This is a genomic window from Microbispora catharanthi, from assembly GCF_006334915.2.
Taxonomy (GTDB): Bacteria; Actinomycetota; Actinomycetes; order Streptosporangiales; family Streptosporangiaceae; genus Microbispora; species Microbispora catharanthi.
Genome location: NZ_VDMA02000029.1, coordinates 1 through 17,268, shown reverse-complemented (window position 1 = coordinate 17,268; position 17,268 = coordinate 1). Strand labels below are relative to the sequence as shown.

Sequence of the window (17,268 nt, the reverse complement as noted above, 5' to 3'; positions counted from 1 at the left end):
CGCAGGGTTCACTCGGCGATGGCGATCTGGGCGCGTACGGCGGGGCTGAGCCCGGCCAGAAGGCGCTCCGCGCGGCCGTCCGTGGTCGCCCGGAGCAGGGCCGCGGTGACCGGCGGCGGCACGTACTCCAGCACCTGCCGGGCCCGCCGGGTCGTCATCGCCTCGACCAGCCGGACCGCGGCGGGGGTGACGCCGAGCGCGTTGAGGATGTCCGCGGCGACCCGGTCGGGGACGTCCGCCAGTATGCTCGCGCCCCGGCTCGCGGGCAGCTGCCGCAGCAGCGCGGCCGCTCCCCCCGCGGTCATGTGACCGACCGCCCGCCCGGCCTGATCGGACGGCAGCAGGGCCAGCACACCGGCCGCCCGGGACGGATCGCCGGCCATGGCGTCCAACGCCCGCCCGGCGGCACCGGGCGCCATCGCGGCGAGCGCCGCGGCCACACTGCGTAAGGAAGTGTGCGGCGACGGCGGCCGGGCGGGTTGCCGCTGGGGTCGCGGCCTCTCGACCGGCGGCCTGGACCGCGGCTTCTGGACCGGCGGCTCCAGCCGAGGCGGGGCGGCGATCACCGCCAACCGGCGGTCGAGTTCGGCCGCCCCCATCCGGAGCGCGGGGTCCTTCCTGAGCAGCCCCGCGATCACGTCGTACAGCGGTCCGCGGCGGCGAGGCGGCGGAAGGTCGTCGTTGCAGACGGCGTGCACGGTCGCGTAGGCGTTGTCCCGCCGGAAGGGCGAGTAGCCTTCCAGCGCGCAGAAGAACGTGACGCCGAGCGACCACAGGTCGGCGGCGGGTCCCACCGCACGCGCGTCGATCCGCTCCGGCGCCATGAACTCCGTGGTGCCGAGCATGATGCTGTGCGACGTGAGCCCGCTCTCGCCGACGATCTGCGCGATGCCGAAGTCGACGAGCACCACCTTTCCGCCGTGGCCCACCACGATGTTGGCCGGCTTGACGTCACGGTGCAGCACGTGCGCGGCGTGTGCGGCCGTCAGCCCGGCCAGCACGTCGCGACCCAGGGCGGCGATCTCGCGCTCGGACAGCGCCCGCCGCCGGATCAGGTCGTCCAGGGAGCCGCCCTCGACGTAGACCATGACGATCCACGGCGAGCCGCCCTCCTCGAAGACGTCGTAGATCTCGGCGATCGCGGGATGTCTGATCCGGGCCAGCGACCGGGCCTCGCGCAGGGCCCTCGCCCGCTGGATCTCGAGCCCCTCGCCGTACGGCGTGAGCAGGACCTCCTTGAGCGCGACGAGCCGGCCGAGCATCCTGTCCATCGCGAGCCAGACCGTGCCCATGCCGCCGCGGCCGAGCTGGGACCTCAGCTCGTAACGATCCCTGATCACCCGCCCCGGGCGCGCCATCGGAGCGTCAGTCGTCATCGGGCAGCAGCTCGACACCGCCGGGGCGCTCGGCGCCGGTGCGAGGAACCCGCATGGTCCTGGCGTCCGGCATCCGCCTCAGTTCCTGGTCCTCCATCGAGTCGTACACGTCGGTCTCGCCGACGGTCTCCGCGCGGGTGCCGGTGGGTCCCCGGTACGCCTCGCCGTCCTCGGGGACGGTGACGACCGGTTGGGGGCCGGTTTCGCCCGTACGGGACCAGATGCGCCAGACGTCCTGCGAGCGACCCGGGGGCGAGGCAGGTGTCCCGGGGCCGCCCGTGCCCTGCGAGGTGAAGGCGCCCGGCGAGGCGAAGGTGCCCCGCGCGTCCCGGAACTCGTGCTTCTCTGCCAGCGCGAGGACCTTCTCGTAGTTGCCCGGCCGCTGCATCAGCTTGATCGTGACCGGCAGGCACTCGATGAGGAGGAACAGCAGGAACAGCAGCAGGCGGGTGACGCCGAGGCTGCTGTCCTTGCCGGTCACCTCGTTGAGCGCCTGGATGCGGATGAGCAGGCCGTTGGTCGCCATGTTCTCCGCGTCGAAGGACGTCTGGAGGTCCGCCTGCCGCTTGATTCCGGCGTCGAGCTGCGCCTTCGCCTTGGGCAGGGCGTCCTGCGCGCTCGCGAGGCGGGCCTGCTTGGCCTCCTCGCTGCCGGCGTTCAGCTCCCGCTTCCGGTCCTCGATCTGCCGGTTGATCAGGTCGATCCGCCGCTTGTCCTTCTCGTACGCGCGCCGGCTGTCCTGGGCGAGAGGGCCGTCGCCCTTCTTCGGACACGACGGTCCTCCGTACAGCTGGCACTGCCACTCGTTGTAGTGCTTGTCGGCCAGCTTCTGCTGCTTGGCGCGCTCGGCGGTCAGCGCCTTGACGTTCGGGTCCTGCCCGGTATCGATGGGCACGTCACCACCGGAGGAGATGACTTTCTCCAGGTCCGCCACCTCTTTGCGGAGCTGGCCGACGTCCTTGCCGACGTTGCCCTGCTGCTGCCGCGCGGCGAACGTGTCCGCACGCTGCTGCTTGATCTGGACGATTTGGGCATCGATTTCGGACCGGAAGATCTGGAGCACTAATGGCGTGGAGATGACGAATCCGAGCAGGAGCGCCATGAGAACGCGCGGAACGGCCAGCGGCCAGCGACGGGGGGCGTCCGCCTTCATCGTGCTGACCAGCCAGCGGTCGAGGCTCAGGATCATCAGGCCCCAGACCAGCGCGGCGAGGACGGCCAGGACGACGTTGACGCCCAGGGCGCTGTTGAGGGCGAACGTCATCGAGACGACCGCGAGGACGGCCGTCGTGAGCACGGCTCCGCCGATGCCCTCGAACTTCCCATACTCGCTCGGACACCGTTCGAGCACCTCAGGCCGCGCTCCGGACAGCGCAATCAGAAACCGCCTCATGTTTCTCCTCGCCTACGCGCACATATTGGAACGTGGCATAACGCTCGAGACTCGGGCTATCGTAGATCCCCGCCGTAAGATTGCGGGAAACTGAGAATGATTCGACGCATCGACACAACAAGAACCCTACCGTTATGACAAGTCGTCTTTTCGTTGTTACCCGCTAGTTCGGATATAGGGGGACGGGAGCGACGAGTAGGACAATCAACGGAGGATCCGTGTCAGAGCCCGACAAGGCTCTGCTTCGCAAGGCCGTCGCCCGAGCCGTTGCGGGGCTCACCGCCACCGGCCGCCTCACAGTCGTGGAGGTCGCCGCCGACGGCATGACCGTCTTCCGAATCCACCGGGACGACAACGGCAGGCCTCGCTGCCACTACTGGTCGTCGTCATGGGAGGACCTGACCTCCGACTCCGAGCAGGGGTGGGGGCACGAGTCCTCCCGGCAGGCCGTGCTCCGGGCCGCCGACCTGCTCTCCGCCGACGAGGTCGTCCTCGTCTGCTCGTTTCCTGACGGCGCGGAGGCCAACCGGGCGCTCGGCTGGCTGGGCGAGGTGCGGCCCGCCGCCGTTCTCCCCTGTGACGGGCCGGTCATCGCGATCGTCGAGGATGTCCTGGCCTCCGACCCGCTGTCACGGTCGTACGACCTGGTCGTCTTGCGTGCCGACCACGCGAGCGGGCGACTGCGGCTGGGAAGCAAGCAGTTGTTCCCGATCGGCACCCTTCCCGGGACCCGGGCCGAGGTGCCCGTGCGGTGCGAGCCCGGCGACGAGTACGGCACCGCGTTCGCCGTGGTCACCTGGCAGGGCCGGGAGCCCAGGCTGCTGTCGGTGCACAGCGCCAGGCTCACCCCCGGCCGTTACCTGCTGACGGCCGAGCTGGTGCGACCGGGGAAGGTGCGATTCACCGGCGTGCCCGAGCTGGCCCGGGACCCGCGCGGCTGGAGCGACCTCGTGGCGGCGGCGCCGTCGCAGCTGCCGCCCAAGGCCGGGCCGGCGCACCTGATCTGCGCGGTGGAGGTGTGCGGGCCCGACGCGAAGGTGGAGGAGCGCCTGAGCCGAGTACGCCAGATGGTCAGTCATCTGTCCGCCGAGCTCGCGGGCCTCCTGCGGGTCTCCCTCGTGGCGTACGGCGCGCACTCCTACGACCACCGGTCGGCCGGAGAGCATCCGGTGGAGGTCGCCGCGTGGCAGGCCACGCCCGAGCGCGCGCTGGCCGCCCTGGAGTGGCTGGAGGAGCGCGGCACGATCACCGAGGGCTACCCCTACTATCCGCACGCCGCCCAGGTGGAGGACATGCTGGACGCCGTGGCCCGGCGGCTCGCGACGTCGGAGCAGGTGCGCACGGTCCTGCTCACGGTCGGCGACCGCCCGCCGCACCCGGCGCGTACGAACCGGTCGCTGATCCTGCCCTGCCCGCGCCCGCACGACTGGCGGTTACTCCTGGGCCGCGTCCGGAGCCGGCCGGACACCGTGCTCGCCGCGATCTGCGACCGCCAGGACACCTCCGCGCACCCGGCCTGGCGTCAGCTCGGCGCGAACGCGCTCGCACATCTCGACGCCCTCGACATCCGGGGGCTGGCCGCAGACCTGGGACTGGCCGCGCCCGACGCCCTCCCCATCCCGTTCCCCCTCCTCGACGAGACGGAGTGAGACCAGACATGCAGTCCGACCCGGCGCAGGGACCACCGGCCCACGACATCGCCATGTGGGGCGCCCCCGGCAGCGGCAAGACCACGCTTCTGGCCGCCCTGAACATCGCGCTGATGCGGCGGAAGGACGACTGGAAGATCATCGGCTCCGACGCCGCCTCGTCCGACTACCTCATCGAGAGAACGAACGCGCTGTCGAACGGGAAGATCTTCCCGGAGGCGAGCCAGAGCCTGGAGCACTACCGCTGGACGCTGGTCGGGCCGGCCGGGCGGCAGGAGCGCCGGTGGCTCCGCAAAGCCCGGCCCACCCCACCGCTGAAGATCGGCATCAGCATGGTCGACGCGCCGGGCGGTCTGTTCAGCGCCGGTCCCCTTCACACGGGGAACGGCTCCGGGGTGGGCGACGACCTGCGCGGGCGCCTGATGGACAACCTGGTGAAGAGCCGTGGCCTGGTCTTCCTCTTCGACCCCATCCGGGAGTTCGAGCTCGGTGACGCCTTCGACCACCTCCACCCGCCGCTCACCCGTCTCGCCGAGAAGATGCTCGAGACCGGAGAGCTGCGGGACGGGATGCTCCCCCACCACGTCGCGGTCTGCATCACCAAGTTCGACGACCCCCGCGTGCTCGAGACCGCGGAGAAGCTGCACCTGCTCGACTCCGCGCCCGACGACGAGTACGGATTCCCCCGGGTGACCAGCGAGGACGCCCGCGACCTGTTCCGGGCGCTGTGCGAGGTGTCCGCCAGCGGCAACGCGGACATGGTCGTCAACGCCCTGGACCAGTTCTTCCACCGCACCCGCGTCGAGTTCTTCGTCACCTCGTCGATCGGCTTCTACGTACGGCCGCACACGAAGACGTTCGACCGGAACGACTACCAGAACCTGCTGCCGGAGGCGGGCAGGGAGCTGCGGATCCGGGGGCAGGTCCATCCCATCAACGTCGTCGAGCCCATGCTGTGGCTCGGTCGGCGCCTCGCCGCCGGCGGTCCACGGTGATCGGTTTCGAGTGGGCGCTGGAAGGCAAGCGGCCCGGCAGCTACGACGAATACGGCCTGCTGGAGTGGAGCGACGGGCGGCTCGACCGCGGGGTGTTCGACAAGCTCAGGCACCGCTACACCGCGAGCACCGCCGGCGACCTGCCCCAGGTGACGATCGGCACCGCGAGGATCAGTGAGAACGGACAGATCTCCCACTACCTGGTTCTGGCGATCCGGGAGTGGTCGGGTCACCGTGACTTCGCCAACCGCAAGATCGCCTACACCCGATGGTTCTACGTGCCGTACGAGCAGCTCGTCGATCAGCCGGTGTCGTACACGGCGCTCTACACCGCCTTCGCCGCGTTGCCGCTGGAGCCGCGGCCTCCGCTGACCGTGGCCGTGCCGCCGTACGACCCGGAGGCCATGGCACCCGGGCCGGACACGCTCTCCGCCGCGGCGCTGCTGCTGAACGGCCGGCCCGTGTGCGTCGTCGGCGCCGACACCGTCCCCATGATCGATCGACTGCGATTCGCGGACACCGTCGCGGCGCTGCTGCCGTACGGGACGCGGACCAGATTCACCGCCGCCACCTGGACCAGCAGCACAAGCGAGCACAGCATCAAGCTGTCGTTCGCGCGGTATGCCCCCGAGGGGGCGCAGACGGTGGTCTGGGGACGCGCGGCCGACAGCGTCCTCGACCAGACGCCCTCGAAACTCTGCCACCAGTTCTACACACGGTCGGACGTCCCGGCGACGGAGATGATCGCCAGGCTCGCCCGGCAGACCGAGCCGCTGTCGATCGAGAAGGACCGGCCCAAGGTGCTTCAGCTGGTCGAGCAGTCCGGTTCCGTGGCGGCGGAGCCCGAACCCGAGCCGGATCACTCCCCGCCCGGCCCTCCTCCCGCCCTGCCCGTGAGCTCCATCGACACTGTGGCCCCCACGGACACCACGGTGGCGTACCGGAACGGCGCGGGAAACGCCTACACCGAGGCGCTGGCCGACGCGCTCGCATACGCCAAGGACGTCCGCGCCGCGGTCGAGGATCTGGCTCGCTCGGGCACGAGCCCCACCACCCGGCAGCACCTCCAGAGGGTGCTGCTCCAGCGCAACTGCTTTCGCAGTGTGATCGATTCACGAAATGACGCGACCCGGCTCTACGCGCGGCTCGTGGACGCGGCTTTCCCGGCCGAGGAGATGTGGAGGCAGTCCAGCCAGGACGCCGCCGACGCCCTGATCTGCTCGCCGAGCACGCCGGAGACCGTCCGGCAGAAGCTCGCTCTCCTCATGGGCACGCCTACCGCCGAGCGCCGGCGGACCTGGCGGGCCCCGGACCGGCGAGTGCGCCTGGCGTTGATCATTACGGGCACGGCCGCGCTCGTCGCGGTGGCCGTCGTGGCCGTGTTCCTGACCCTGGGCGACGCCGGCGAATCCCCACCGGAGGCCCTCGCCCCTGCGCCGCCGGCGGTCGTCGTCCAGGCGCCCGCCGACCAGCGGTACGCCGCCGAGGCCTTCGCCGAGAGGCTCCGCCGCGACGGCTACGCCCCGGCCATCGTGACGATCGATCCCACGAGCGTCACGCCGCCCGCCGGTGTGCCGGCCGTGACCATCGCGTACGACCTCGACGTCCTCGAGTCGGTCGGCGGCGGTCAGTACTCCGGCAGGGACGTACGGGAGGGCCTGCAGGCACGGGGCCTCAGCGAGCTGGCGGACCTTCGGGTGACGAGCACCGACGTCCTGCTCGTCAGGGACGGCGTCAAGCCGGGCAGGTTCCTCGACCACCCCGGCGAGGGCGACGACATCCTCATCCGCAACACGATCGGCGGGGAGCAGTTGCGCGCGCTGACCGATCACGGAGTCCGGCTGACCACCGTGCCGGCCCAGGAGATCTCGCGTCTGCTGGCCGAGGGCCGCGCCGACGCCGCGATCGTGCCCGAGAGTGTGAGCGCCTTCGAGGGCTACCAGCGCCCCGCTCCGCGGGACCTGCCGTTTCCGCAGCGCAGGCTGGTCGTGCTCGTCAACCGCGCGGCGGACGAACCGATGCGGCAGGACCTGCTCCAGGTCGCCGGAGCGACCGATCTCGGGCACGCTCCCCAAGGCGACCCCAAGCTGGCCGCGAAGGATCTCGTCGATCGCATCGCCCCGGTAGAGGAACCGACATCCGTGGAAGAGCCGGAAGGGAAAGCCCCCTTCCCGTACGTCCTCTTCTTCGTGGTGGTCGCCCTCGCCTTCGTGGCGGTGGTGCTGCTGATGTGGCGGCCCGCCCGGCTCGGCGGAACGATCAGCCGTCACCGCCGGTGACCGTTGCCTGTTGCGCGCCGCTGGGCCGCGCGCCGCTGTCCGAGAGCGAGGCCGCCGAGCTCGCTCCGCTGTTCAAGGCCGTCGCCGATCCCGTATTGCTGCGCCTGCTGTCGCTGATCGCCTGCCACGAGGGCGGTGAGACGTGCGTTATCGGGGTGGACGTACACGGAGCCCTCCAACGCCGCAGCACCGTCACGGGCGCATGACCAGCGCGCCCGGCATGACGACCGAGGACGAGGTGGCGGAGTGGCTCAGGTCGCGAGCGATACCGCTGAACGGCCTGAACCCGGGCGCCGGAACCGACGACCTGGCGCCGCTCCGCGTCGTACTGGACGGCGTGCGAGTGGTGGGGCTCGGCGAGGCCACGCATGGCAGCCGGGAGTTCTTCCTGATCAGGCACCGGTTGCTGGAGTTCCTGGTCGAGGAGCTGAGCTTCACGACGCTCGCGGTGGAGGCCAGCGCCTCGGCGTCCCGAGTCGTGGACGACTACGTGCAGGGCGGCTCCGGCGATCCGGTCGGGGCGCTCGCCGGGCTGGGTTTCTGGACGTTGCACACGGCGGAGATGCTGGCGGTCGTCGAGTGGCTGCGCGACCACAACCGCACCGCCTCGCGGAAGGTGAGGTTCGTGGGGATCGACCCGCAGCATCCGGCGACATCGCTGGACGCCCTGCGTACCTACCTCGGCGATGACGCGCCGGGCCTGCTCGACCCCCTCGCTCCCCTCGCCGGAAAGCGCCTGGGCGTCGGCCCACCGCTCGACCGGCGGATCGAAGCCGACGCCCGCCGCGTGGAGGACTTCCTGGCCGGCGCCTCCGTCCCGTTTGAGGCGCGGGCGCATGCGCGGATCGTGCGCCAGTGCGCCGACCTCGCGAGCCGGCCGCTCCGGCACCCCGACCCCGCACAGACCGTGAGCGTCGCCCGTGACCGCTATCTCGCCGACAACGTGGACCTGCTCCTGCACGACCCGGACGCCAAGGTCGCCCTCTGGGCGCACAACGGCCACGTCATGAAGGGCGGCCACAGCGGCGGGTCGGTGCCCGCGATGGGTCTGCACCTCAGGCAGCGCCATGGCGAGGCGTACTACGCACTCGGCGTGCTCTTCGGAGCGGGCCGGTTCCGGGCCCGCCGGCGACGATGCGGCAGGGTGAACCCGGCCAAGCCTCCGGTCACCTTCCGCGTTCCGCTCGTCCGGAGACCGACGATCGTGGAGGCTCGCCTGGCCACCGCTCACCCGGGCGATCACGTGATCGACCTGCGGAGCGGCCCACGGCCGGAGGCCGTGACGCGATGGCTCGGCGAGCCCCTTCACATGCGCAGTTACGGGGGGGCGGTGGCGAGGCGGTTCACCTACAAGCTCGGCTACATGCCCACGGTGCTCGCCGAGCACTTCGACGGCATCGCCTTCGTGCCCGAGACCACCGCCTCCACTCCTCTGTAGATTCTCAGAGATCGAGAGCGAATGTGGCGAGGTGGCGGGCGATCCCGGCGGTATCGGTGTTCTGCACGTTGCTGAGCACGACGACCTGGATGTCGTCGTCGGGCAGGTACATGTTGCTCGCCGTGTAGCCCATGAACAGACCCGGGTGATACCGGAGCCGGTGCCCGTGGAGCCGGTCGACGAGCCAGCCGAAGGCGTACGCGCTCGACGGCAGGTTGAGGCAGCCGGCGGGGGGACACTTCGCCTGCGGCGTGAACGCCAACTTGACGGTCGCGGGTGGCGCGACCTTGTACGAGCCGAACGCCCGGTCCCAGCGAGCGAGGTCGTCGACGGTGGAGTAGAGGCCGGTCGCGGAGAACAGCTCGGAGCCGTTCAGGAGCGGGGCCGGTGACCCGAGTGTGAAGTAGCCCTTCGCGTATCCGGCGGGCGGATATCCCCTGCTGTAGCCGGTGTGCTCGAGGTGCAGCGGGCCGGTGATCTCGTCGCGCAGGACGGTGCCGTACGGCTTGTGCGTCACCGCCTGGATGATCGCGCCGGCCAGGACGTAGCCGGAGTTGGTGTACTTCCAACTGGTGCCGGGCGTGAAGTCCAGTGGCAGGTTCACGAACTGCTGGATGAGTTTCCGGGGCGTGGTCGGTCGCGTCACGTTGGCGAGATAGCTGGGCAGTGTCTCGATGTTGGGGATGCCGGAGGTGTGGGTGAGCGTCTCGCGGATCGTGATGGGACGCCACGCCGTCGGGCAGGCCGTGATGTATGCCGGGACGAGATACGGGCAGATCCGGTCGTCCAGCTTGAGCAGCCCGCGGTATTGCAGCTTCAGCATGAGCATCGAGGTGAACTGCTTGGTGATCGACATGACCCGGTAGACCGTGTCCGGCCGGTTGGGGATGTGCTTGTTCTCGTCCGCCTCGCCCGCGGCGAAACGAGCCAGCACCTGTCCACGCCGTACGACCAGCGCCGAGCCGGTGAACTGCTTCTTCGCGGCCAGATCCCGCAGGTATGCCAGCATCTGCGCACCGGCGGCATCACCCTGCGGCGCCGACGACGTGACCGGCGGGTCCGATTTCTGCGGGGAATGGCTCGTGTCTCCGATGGCCGGTGCGTCCGATTTCTGGGCGGGCAGGTTCGTGATGTCCGACAGGCTGTTCTGCTCGCTGGAGGAGTTCGCGGTCGTCTCCGCCTGCTGCCGGTTGTACGGCAGAGCCCGCGAATCCGTCTCGCCCTTCTGCATCGGTGTAAGGGCGAGCGTGACGTCGCGGAGCAGGTTCTGCCGTTGGCGCTGCCGCTCACGCTCCGACTGCCGCTGCTTGTCGCGCCGCCTGGAGTGATGGCGCCCATGCGCTCGGGCGTGATTGCGCGCGGACGGGCGATCGACGTCGAGGCCCGTCACGACGGCGCCCCCGGCGGAAGCGGCGATGGCGGGAGTGCCCACGGGTACGGCCCCACCGGTCAGCGCGGTGCCGAGCATAAGGAACCCAACAACATTAGGACACTTAGGCATTTTCTCCCCCACGAAACGTACCGCTGTCCCGAATTAAGACATTTCCCGAATTGATGGAATTCGAGAACGCCCGGCAGACCATTATTCCGGGGGAGCTGTTTTCCGTTCGACGGCACCACAAACGCCGATCGACACGGTTTTCCTTGTTTGTTAGAGCTACCGTGATCAGGCACTACGAATCACGCTGCGCCCGCCAGCCGTGGATCAGCAGGTCGAACACCGTCTCCACAGCCGCCCGCGGATCGTGCCGACCCTGGGCCAGAGTCGGGATTTCCAGGACGAACCGCGCGAGAGCCGAACAAGCGAGATCATCCGTCTCCCGCCCGAGCTCCTCCGCGATCACGGCGCCGAGGGCGGCCGCGTGTCGCATCCACATGCGCTCCGCGTAATCGCGCAGCGCGGGCGTCCGGTCCACCAGCCCGTGGAACTCCTGCAGACGAGGATCCGACACGGTCCGCACCCAGGACTCCAGCGCGTGGGCGCGGAGCGCCTCGATAACGCTCTGGTCCTTGGGCCGCTCGCGCACGGCGGCGGTCAGCGCCGCCTCGACTTCCTCCTCACGGTCGAAGACCAGCGCCTCTTTGCTCGGAAAGTGCGCGAAGAGGGTCGTCGTCGACACGTCGGCCCTCTCGGCGACGTCGCGGACGCTCACTCGTTCGAAACCGTGCTCCAGGAAGAGCTCCAGGGCGGCGTCGGCGATGGCCTGCCTCGTCGCGGCCTTCTTCCGCTCGCGACGGCCAACGGTCGGAGAGTCGGGCATGGCGTCACTGTACTCCATAGCTGAACTGAGACAGAAACTGAATCGGTTGCACTTTTTGATTCGTTTCTGCTTTGGTGGGTCTCCACAGGGGTTGCCGTCCCATGGGGGACGCGGCACCGGTCGTCGCCGCGCCGAGGCGTCGCCGGGACCCGACGACGAAGGGAATCCACCGTGAACTCTCCGACACCCGCGAACGCGCGGATCGGCATCATCGGCGCCGGCCCGGGAGGCCTCACGTGCGCACGCATCCTGCAGCAGCACGGCATTCCGGTGACGGTGTACGACCGGGATCCGGATGCGGACTCCCGCGACCAGGGAGGCTCGCTCGACCTGCACGAGGAAGACGGCCAACTCGCACTCCGTGAAGCGGGCCTGCTGGAGGAGTTCTTCGCGCTCGCCAGGTTCGAGGGGCAGGAAATGCGCCGCATGGACGCAGCCGGACGCGTCCTTGCCCACCATCTGCCGGACGAGGGCGAAAGGGTCAGCCCCGAGATCGACCGCGGACAGCTTCGCGATCTCCTGCTGCGCTCGCTCGCCCCGGGGACGGTTCAGTGGGGACGCACCCTCGAGTCAGTGAGCGGACCGGCCGACAGGCCGCGAACGTTGACGTTCAGCGACGGGACGGCCGCCGAGGTGGATCTCGTGATCGGTGCGGACGGCGCCTTCTCCCGCGTCCGCGCCGCCGTGTCGCCCGCGACACCGCGATACGTCGGGGTCAGCTTCCTCGAGGCATGGTTCGACGACATGGACAACGCGCACCCCGAGCTTTCCGAACTGGTCGGGAGGGGCAGCGCCCACGCCGCCGACGGGGAGCGTGGCCTCTTCGCACAGCGGAACAGCGGCGGCCACATGCGGGTCTACATCATGCGGCGTGTCCCCGTGGACTGGATCGCGGCGAACGGGCTTCGCCCCAAGGACACCGAGGGCATCCGCGCGCATCTGCTCCGCGAGTACGCGGCATGGTCGCCACGACTGCGCCAGATGATCAGCGACAACGACGGCGCCTACGTCGATCGTCCGCTCTTCGCCCTGCCGGTGCCGCACACGTGGGAGCACTCATCCAGCGTGACGCTCCTTGGAGACGCAGCACACCTCATGCCGCCGTTGGGTGTCGGCGTCAACCTCGCCATGCTCGACGCCGGTGAACTGGCGCTCGCACTCGTTCACTCCTCCACCATCGACGACGCCGTACGCAGTTATGAGAAATCGATGCTCCCGCGCTCGGCCGAAACAGCCCGGATGCTCGAACACGGCGCCGAGTTCCTGGTGGCCGTGCCCGACCCCGACGACATCGAGCCGTTGGATCACGCCCAGCACTGACAGCCGCTTGACCTCGGCAATGAGGAGCGCTCGCCGTCCCACCGAGCTTCCCGCAAGCGAAGCAGCGAACTGAGCCGATGCCGGCGACGCGCTGCCGTACACGTGATCAGAGCTCAAGCACCATGAGGATCTCGTCGCGATCATCGCCGGGGGCGAGCCGTAGCGCATTGGGCCACCGACCGATTTCTTTCCAACCGAGCTGCCCATAAAAGTCTTCGAGGCCCACACCGCCTCGGGCGGCCAGGTGAAGTTGCTCGAGGCCCATCTCTTCGCGGGCCACATGCCGCACCTGGCGCATCAGCGCAGCACCGATGCCCCTGCTACGAAAGTTCGTGTGTGTCTGGACGTGATGAACCGTGCCCCAGTGAGCGATCAGCGGGTCGACGTTCCTGCGTACATTCAGCCAGCCGGCAAGCGTCTCATCGACGTGGGCCAGGAGGAACCGGCTACGCTCCGGATCGAGGCTGGCGATGAGCTGATCGGCCACCATCGCGACCTCATCGAAGGTGACAGGAGGAAAGGGGAAGCCGGCCGCGCCCCCGGCGTTGGTCACCGTGACCCAGCACTCGATCAACTCCCGCCGCAGGCCGGGAGACATCTCCTGTCCGTCCATGATCTGCAGAAACACCGGAAAGCCGTCGCGCGTCATGGCCCCAGCCTGACAGACCCCTCCGACAGGACCTGAGAGAAAGGTCGTCTCCGGAGGGGGCCTCGGCTCAGAGATGATCGCCCGCGCGTCAGTCGATCGTCTCGTGGTTTCCGTCAAGATCGGCTGCGGCAGCCACGTGATTGTCGCAGGTGCTCCGCGACCTGCAACAACCCGTCCGGGATCACGCCGGAGGGCACGCGCTCTTCAGCGCATCTTGTTGCGCGGTTCCGTTGCCTGCCAACCGTCATGAGCCGCCTGCTCTCGGAGAAGCGGAGGCCACGTTCCGATGAAGTCGCGAACAGCCGAATCCCACGGGCCAACGCTGTACACGAAGGAAGTTCCAACCAGCTCGCGCACACGGACGTCTGCCGACTGAAGGGCACGCTCAAGGAAGTCGAGGCAACGCTCGACGAGCTTTTGGTCTCCTCGCTCATGCGCGTCAAGGACGAACGTTGTGACGTGCCAAAACAGCACGTGCGGTAGGACCTCTCCGTTATCGGCTACGTGCTCTCGCCAAACCGAAGTGAACTCCGGAACCTCCTGCACGAACCGGTCCACCACATCCTCGTACGTCATTGGCTCCATGTTCCGAAAGGCATGCGGCTGTGGTCGAGTGTCACGTTCGGGCTGGTGCATCCGGATGGCGTCTGCGGACGATGGCGCGTGTGATCAAGGGGAAGCCGATCAGGGCCGGGAGCAGCCAGTAGGCGATGGCCGGAAGCCTGTCCCACAACGGCAGATGCGGGCCGTTGTCGACGTAGAAGCCGGTGAGGAGCAGAACATAGGACGTCCCCATCCCGAGGATGTGGACGTCGGGCCGCTGCCGGCGGTTGGCGTAGCCCGTCAGCGCAGTGATGATCGCCAGAGTACCGATGGCGAACAGGTGGAGGTTTTCTCGCCAGCGAATCGCCGACATGACGGTCAGGGTGACGTAGACGACGGTCAGTCCCCACAGGTAGACGCGTCCGAATCGCAAGTGTCGTGGGCTTCCGTTTCTCGTCAATGCGGCGATCGCGCCGCAGATCACACACGTGATCCCGGCGGTGACGTGGACCGCGAGCGCGGAGAGAAAGACCGGTCCGGCGTCGGGGATCGGAGTGCCCAAGATGTCGATGACGTCCATCGCATCTCCAATACGTAGGGACCCTACCTATAGGGACGCTACTCCGGGTCTTGGCCGATGGAAAGAGCAGATGTAGCGTTACTACCTATGAGGGCGGAAGCACTCAAAGGACACCTGGATGGCCTCCTGCTCGCCACACTGGAGGATGGGCCGCAGCACGGCTACGCGGTGAAGGAAGCCTTGCGTGACACCACGGGCGGCAGACTCGACCTGCCGACCGGCACCGTCTATCCGGCGCTGCACCGTCTGGAGCGCGCGGGACTGATCAAGGGAAGCTGGTCGGTGGTGGGCGGTCGCAGACGACGCACCTACGAGCTGACCGAGCAGGGGCGACGCTCGCTGGCGGGGGCACGCGACCACTGGCAGGAGTTCGCCGCCGTCATATCCGCGGCGCTGGGTGGTGGACCGTGGCCGGCCACGAACTGATCGAACGTCACCTTCAGACGCTCGCCAAGCGGCTCCCCGACCCCGTGGTGGAGGAGCTCGCCGACGGTCTCCTCGCCTCGTACGACAACCAGATGGAGCGGCTCGGCGATCCTGACGCGGCGGCCCGGGCCGCACTGGCGGACTTCGGCGACGCCGACACCGTCACCGCCGCCTTCGTCCGTGCCTCTCCCGGCAGGCAAGCCGCGTTCAGGCTGCTCGTGGCCGGGCCGATCGTCGGGCTGAGCTGGGGAGCCGTTCTCGTCACCGGCAACGCCTGGGCCTCGACGATCCCGCTGTCATCACGCCTGGCCCTCGGCCTCCTGCTGGGGTCGGCCGTGCTCATGCTGCTGATCGCCATCCGGGGGAGACGGCACTACCGCGCAGTACGGCTGGCCGCACTCGTCGGCACGGGAACCGTGGCCGTCCTGGACACGGTCATGCTGGGCACGGTCCTCACACTTCTGCCACCGCCCTCCCTGCTGCTGCTCGTGGCGCTGACCGGCAGCATCACAAGGATCATGCTGGCGGCCCAAGCCATACCCGAACTGGTTATGCGCCCGTGACGGTGCTGCGGCGTTCGAGGAGGACGACGTCGCGCCAGCGGTCGTGGTGACGGCCGATGTGGTGGCGGGTGCCGACGACGCGGAAGCCGGCCTTCTCGTGCAGGCGCAGGCTGGCGGTGTTCTCGGGGAAGACGCCCGACTGGATGGTCCAGACGCCCGCGGTCTCGGTGGACTGGATCAGGGCATTCAGGAGTGCCAGTCCGACCCCGCGGCCGCCGTGATCGGGGTGGACGTACACGGAGTGTTCGACCACGCCGGCGTAGACGCAGCGGGAGGAGACGGCGCCGGCCGCGATCCAGCCGAGGACCTGCCCGCTGACGGCGTCGACGGCGACGTGCCGGTGGAGGGGCAGCTTCGCGGCGTCGAACGCCTGCCAGGTCGGTGCCGTGGTCTCGAAGCTGGCGTTTCCGCCGTCGAGACCGGCCTGGTAGATGGCGAGGATCTGCGCCGCGTCGGTCTCCCGCATGGGGCGGATGGTGAGGCCTGACGGCGCTGCGGGCTTGGACGCCTGGACGATCGCCGAGTGGAGTCCGCCGGTCGCGGCCTGGGTGCGCGTGATCGTGTACGTGGTGAACCCCGCCTCTGCGAGCAGGGCGCGGTACTCGGGTTCGGTGAGGGTGCCGACCGAGCAGCCGACGAGATGTTCGGCCTCGGCGCGCCGGGCGGGGTCGAGTCCGTCGTCGGCGATGACGTCGGAGACGCCGAGCCTGCCGCCGGGCTTGAGCACGCGGAATGCCTCGGCGAGCACGCGGGGTTTGTCGGCGGACAGGTTGATCACGCAGTTGGAGATGATGACGTCCGCGCTGCCGTCGGGGAGCGGGATGTCTTCCATGTGGCCGTGCAGGAACTCGACGTTGGTCGCTCCGGCCTCGGCGGCGTTGGCCTTGGCCAGTTCGATCATCTCGGGGGTGGCGTCCAGGCCGTACGCCTTGCCGGTCGGGCCGACCCTGCGGGCCGACAGCAGGACGTCGATGCCTCCGCCCGATCCCAGGTCGAGAACGGTTTCGCCGGGCTGGAGGTCGGCGACGGCGACCGGGTTGCCGCATCCCAGGCTGGCCCGGAGGGCTCCGTCGGGCAGGCCGGTGATGTCGTCGTAGCCGGCCGCGCCGAAGCAGCCGTCGGTGAACTCCTGCGGCTCGCAGTCGATGACCTGCTTGCCTGCCTGGGCGGCTTTGGCCAGTTCGCCGTAGCGAGCGACGACACCTGCTCTGGCTGCTTCCACGTTCTCGGACATGTCTTCTCCGTTCAGCGGGGCGGCGCAGGGTCGGGAACGGGGCGGCCCATGACGATGTCGGCGGCGGTGGGGAAGCACTCCACGCAGGCCTCGTTGATCCGGTACAGGCTGGCCGTCCCGCGATGCTCGACCAGGACGAACCCCACCTCGGCCAGCACCTTCAAGTGCGCGGAGACGGTCGATTGCCCGACCTCGACGGCCTCCACGATCTCCTTGACCGCCATCGGCGTCTGGGCGCGGGCGAGCAGGGTCACGATCTGGATGCGTGTGGCGTCGGCCAGGGCTTTGAACCAACTGGCGTACTCGGCGGCGGTGGCCCGGTCGAGCGGCCTCGCTCCCTCATTCATCGTTCATCGACGATAAACGATGAAGTGCCTGTCGCGGAAGACGAAAAACCGGCCCGGCGGATGCCGAGCCGATCTGAGATGACGTCGTTCTAGGGCGCGTATCGGGTTGTGATCAATCCTTGGGATTTGCCGTTGTGGCCGGGTCTGATCCGGTAGGTCCTCGTGTGTGACGCGGGCCCAGTTGACGGACGAAGAGTGGGAGTTCATCAAGCCGT

At 69.1% G+C, this 17,268-nt stretch carries 17 protein-coding genes; 8 read left to right on the top strand and 9 right to left on the bottom strand.

The genetic code is table 11. The features are described from left to right. Window positions 1-8: 8 nt before the first annotated feature. Complete coding sequence (locus FH610_RS37005; RefSeq protein ID WP_139579892.1) at window positions 9-1,376, bottom strand: protein kinase domain-containing protein; 1,368 nt, start codon at window positions 1,374-1,376, stop codon at window positions 9-11. Beyond that, complete coding sequence (locus FH610_RS37000) at window positions 1,366-2,769, bottom strand: DUF4407 domain-containing protein (protein ID WP_139579891.1); 1,404 nt, start codon at window positions 2,767-2,769, stop codon at window positions 1,366-1,368. Before FH610_RS37000 ends, FH610_RS37005 begins: the two co-directional genes overlap by 11 nt. Before the next feature lie 218 nt (window positions 2,770-2,987). Here FH610_RS37000 and FH610_RS36995 point away from each other — a divergent pair, with 218 nt between their 5' ends. Genes FH610_RS36995 through FH610_RS36975 form a run of 5 tightly spaced genes read left to right on the top strand, consistent with a single transcriptional unit; the run spans window position 2,988 to window position 9,130 of the window. Next, on the top strand, window positions 2,988-4,418 hold the full coding sequence (locus FH610_RS36995; RefSeq protein ID WP_139579890.1) for a hypothetical protein: 1,431 nt from the start codon (window positions 2,988-2,990) through the stop codon (window positions 4,416-4,418). Between the two features lie 8 nt (window positions 4,419-4,426). Continuing rightward, window positions 4,427-5,413 carry a DEAD/DEAH box helicase family protein gene (locus tag FH610_RS36990; RefSeq protein WP_139579889.1) on the top strand — a complete coding sequence of 329 codons (987 nt, stop codon included), beginning with the start codon at window positions 4,427-4,429 and terminating at the stop codon, window positions 5,411-5,413. Continuing rightward, window positions 5,410-7,692 carry a type 2 periplasmic-binding domain-containing protein gene (locus FH610_RS36985; RefSeq protein WP_139579888.1) on the top strand — a complete coding sequence of 761 codons (2,283 nt, stop codon included), beginning with the start codon at window positions 5,410-5,412 and terminating at the stop codon, window positions 7,690-7,692. Before FH610_RS36990 ends, FH610_RS36985 begins: the two co-directional genes overlap by 4 nt. Further along, window positions 7,689-7,898: a hypothetical protein gene (locus FH610_RS36980; protein ID WP_240809415.1), complete on the top strand. Its 210-nt coding sequence runs from the start codon at window positions 7,689-7,691 to the stop codon at window positions 7,896-7,898. Before FH610_RS36985 ends, FH610_RS36980 begins: the two co-directional genes overlap by 4 nt. Continuing rightward, complete coding sequence (locus FH610_RS36975) at window positions 7,895-9,130, top strand: erythromycin esterase family protein (RefSeq protein WP_205826342.1); 1,236 nt, start codon at window positions 7,895-7,897, stop codon at window positions 9,128-9,130. Before FH610_RS36980 ends, FH610_RS36975 begins: the two co-directional genes overlap by 4 nt. Window positions 9,131-9,134: 4 nt before the next feature. Here FH610_RS36975 and FH610_RS36970 read toward each other — a convergent pair whose 3' ends face one another. Together FH610_RS36970 and FH610_RS36965 are read right to left on the bottom strand one after the other, a co-directional pair. Next, on the bottom strand, window positions 9,135-10,598 hold the full coding sequence (locus FH610_RS36970) for a serine hydrolase domain-containing protein (RefSeq protein WP_139579887.1): 1,464 nt from the start codon (window positions 10,596-10,598) through the stop codon (window positions 9,135-9,137). A gap of 205 nt (window positions 10,599-10,803) precedes the next feature. Further along, the gene (locus FH610_RS36965; RefSeq protein WP_139579886.1) at window positions 10,804-11,391 is read right to left on the bottom strand and encodes a TetR/AcrR family transcriptional regulator; all 588 of its coding nucleotides are present in this window, start codon (window positions 11,389-11,391) and stop codon (window positions 10,804-10,806) included. A 171-nt stretch (window positions 11,392-11,562) separates the two neighbouring features. Here FH610_RS36965 and FH610_RS36960 point away from each other — a divergent pair, with 171 nt between their 5' ends. Next, entirely contained in the window at window positions 11,563-12,711 is a 1,149-nt protein-coding gene (locus FH610_RS36960; protein ID WP_139579885.1) for an FAD-dependent oxidoreductase, read from the top strand. A gap of 106 nt (window positions 12,712-12,817) precedes the next feature. Here the strand turns inward: FH610_RS36960 and FH610_RS36955 are convergent, their stop codons facing one another. The 3 genes from FH610_RS36955 to FH610_RS36945 all read right to left on the bottom strand — a co-directional run bounded on the left by FH610_RS36955 (window position 12,818) and on the right by FH610_RS36945 (window position 14,483). Further along, on the bottom strand, window positions 12,818-13,360 hold the full coding sequence (locus FH610_RS36955) for a GNAT family N-acetyltransferase (RefSeq protein WP_139579884.1): 543 nt from the start codon (window positions 13,358-13,360) through the stop codon (window positions 12,818-12,820). Window positions 13,361-13,564: 204 nt separating this feature from the next. Continuing rightward, window positions 13,565-13,936, bottom strand: a complete 372-nt coding sequence (locus FH610_RS36950; protein ID WP_139579883.1) for a DUF7674 family protein — start codon at window positions 13,934-13,936, stop codon at window positions 13,565-13,567. Between the two features lie 40 nt (window positions 13,937-13,976). Beyond that, window positions 13,977-14,483: a DUF2306 domain-containing protein gene (locus FH610_RS36945; protein ID WP_139579882.1), complete on the bottom strand. Its 507-nt coding sequence runs from the start codon at window positions 14,481-14,483 to the stop codon at window positions 13,977-13,979. Between the two features lie 87 nt (window positions 14,484-14,570). Here FH610_RS36945 and FH610_RS36940 point away from each other — a divergent pair, with 87 nt between their 5' ends. Together FH610_RS36940 and FH610_RS36935 are read left to right on the top strand one after the other, a co-directional pair. Continuing rightward, window positions 14,571-14,909 (top strand): PadR family transcriptional regulator, encoded by a 339-nt coding sequence (locus FH610_RS36940; RefSeq protein WP_139579881.1) that lies wholly within the window; start codon window positions 14,571-14,573, stop codon window positions 14,907-14,909. Further along, on the top strand, window positions 14,891-15,472 hold the full coding sequence (locus FH610_RS36935) for a hypothetical protein (RefSeq protein ID WP_139579880.1): 582 nt from the start codon (window positions 14,891-14,893) through the stop codon (window positions 15,470-15,472). The genes FH610_RS36940 and FH610_RS36935 overlap by 19 nt, the downstream gene beginning before the upstream one ends. Here the strand turns inward: FH610_RS36935 and arsM are convergent. After that, a complete protein-coding gene (gene arsM, locus FH610_RS36930; protein ID WP_139579879.1) occupies window positions 15,459-16,706 on the bottom strand; it encodes an arsenite methyltransferase in 1,248 nt (415 codons plus the stop codon). The two genes, FH610_RS36935 and arsM, sit on opposite strands and share 14 nt — an antisense overlap. Before the next feature lie 11 nt (window positions 16,707-16,717). Further along, on the bottom strand, window positions 16,718-17,053 hold the full coding sequence (locus tag FH610_RS36925; protein WP_139579878.1) for an ArsR/SmtB family transcription factor: 336 nt from the start codon (window positions 17,051-17,053) through the stop codon (window positions 16,718-16,720). Window positions 17,054-17,268 lie beyond the last annotated feature (215 nt).

Coding starts and splice junctions, on each gene's coding strand:
- FH610_RS37005 (WP_139579892.1), bottom strand. CDS start 1,376: ATGACGACTGACGCTCCGATGGCGCGCCCGGGGCGGGTGATCAGGGAT.
- FH610_RS37000 (WP_139579891.1), bottom strand. CDS start 2,769: ATGAGGCGGTTTCTGATTGCGCTGTCCGGAGCGCGGCCTGAGGTGCTC.
- FH610_RS36990 (WP_139579889.1), top strand. CDS start 4,427: ATGCAGTCCGACCCGGCGCAGGGACCACCGGCCCACGACATCGCCATG.
- FH610_RS36975 (WP_205826342.1), top strand. CDS start 7,895: ATGACCAGCGCGCCCGGCATGACGACCGAGGACGAGGTGGCGGAGTGG.
- FH610_RS36970 (WP_139579887.1), bottom strand. CDS start 10,598: ATGCTCGGCACCGCGCTGACCGGTGGGGCCGTACCCGTGGGCACTCCC.
- FH610_RS36965 (WP_139579886.1), bottom strand. CDS start 11,391: ATGCCCGACTCTCCGACCGTTGGCCGTCGCGAGCGGAAGAAGGCCGCG.
- FH610_RS36955 (WP_139579884.1), bottom strand. CDS start 13,360: ATGACGCGCGACGGCTTTCCGGTGTTTCTGCAGATCATGGACGGACAG.
- FH610_RS36950 (WP_139579883.1), bottom strand. CDS start 13,936: ATGACGTACGAGGATGTGGTGGACCGGTTCGTGCAGGAGGTTCCGGAG.
- FH610_RS36945 (WP_139579882.1), bottom strand. CDS start 14,483: ATGGACGTCATCGACATCTTGGGCACTCCGATCCCCGACGCCGGACCG.
- FH610_RS36940 (WP_139579881.1), top strand. CDS start 14,571: ATGAGGGCGGAAGCACTCAAAGGACACCTGGATGGCCTCCTGCTCGCC.
- arsM (WP_139579879.1), bottom strand. CDS start 16,706: ATGTCCGAGAACGTGGAAGCAGCCAGAGCAGGTGTCGTCGCTCGCTAC.
- FH610_RS36925 (WP_139579878.1), bottom strand. CDS start 17,053: ATGAATGAGGGAGCGAGGCCGCTCGACCGGGCCACCGCCGCCGAGTAC.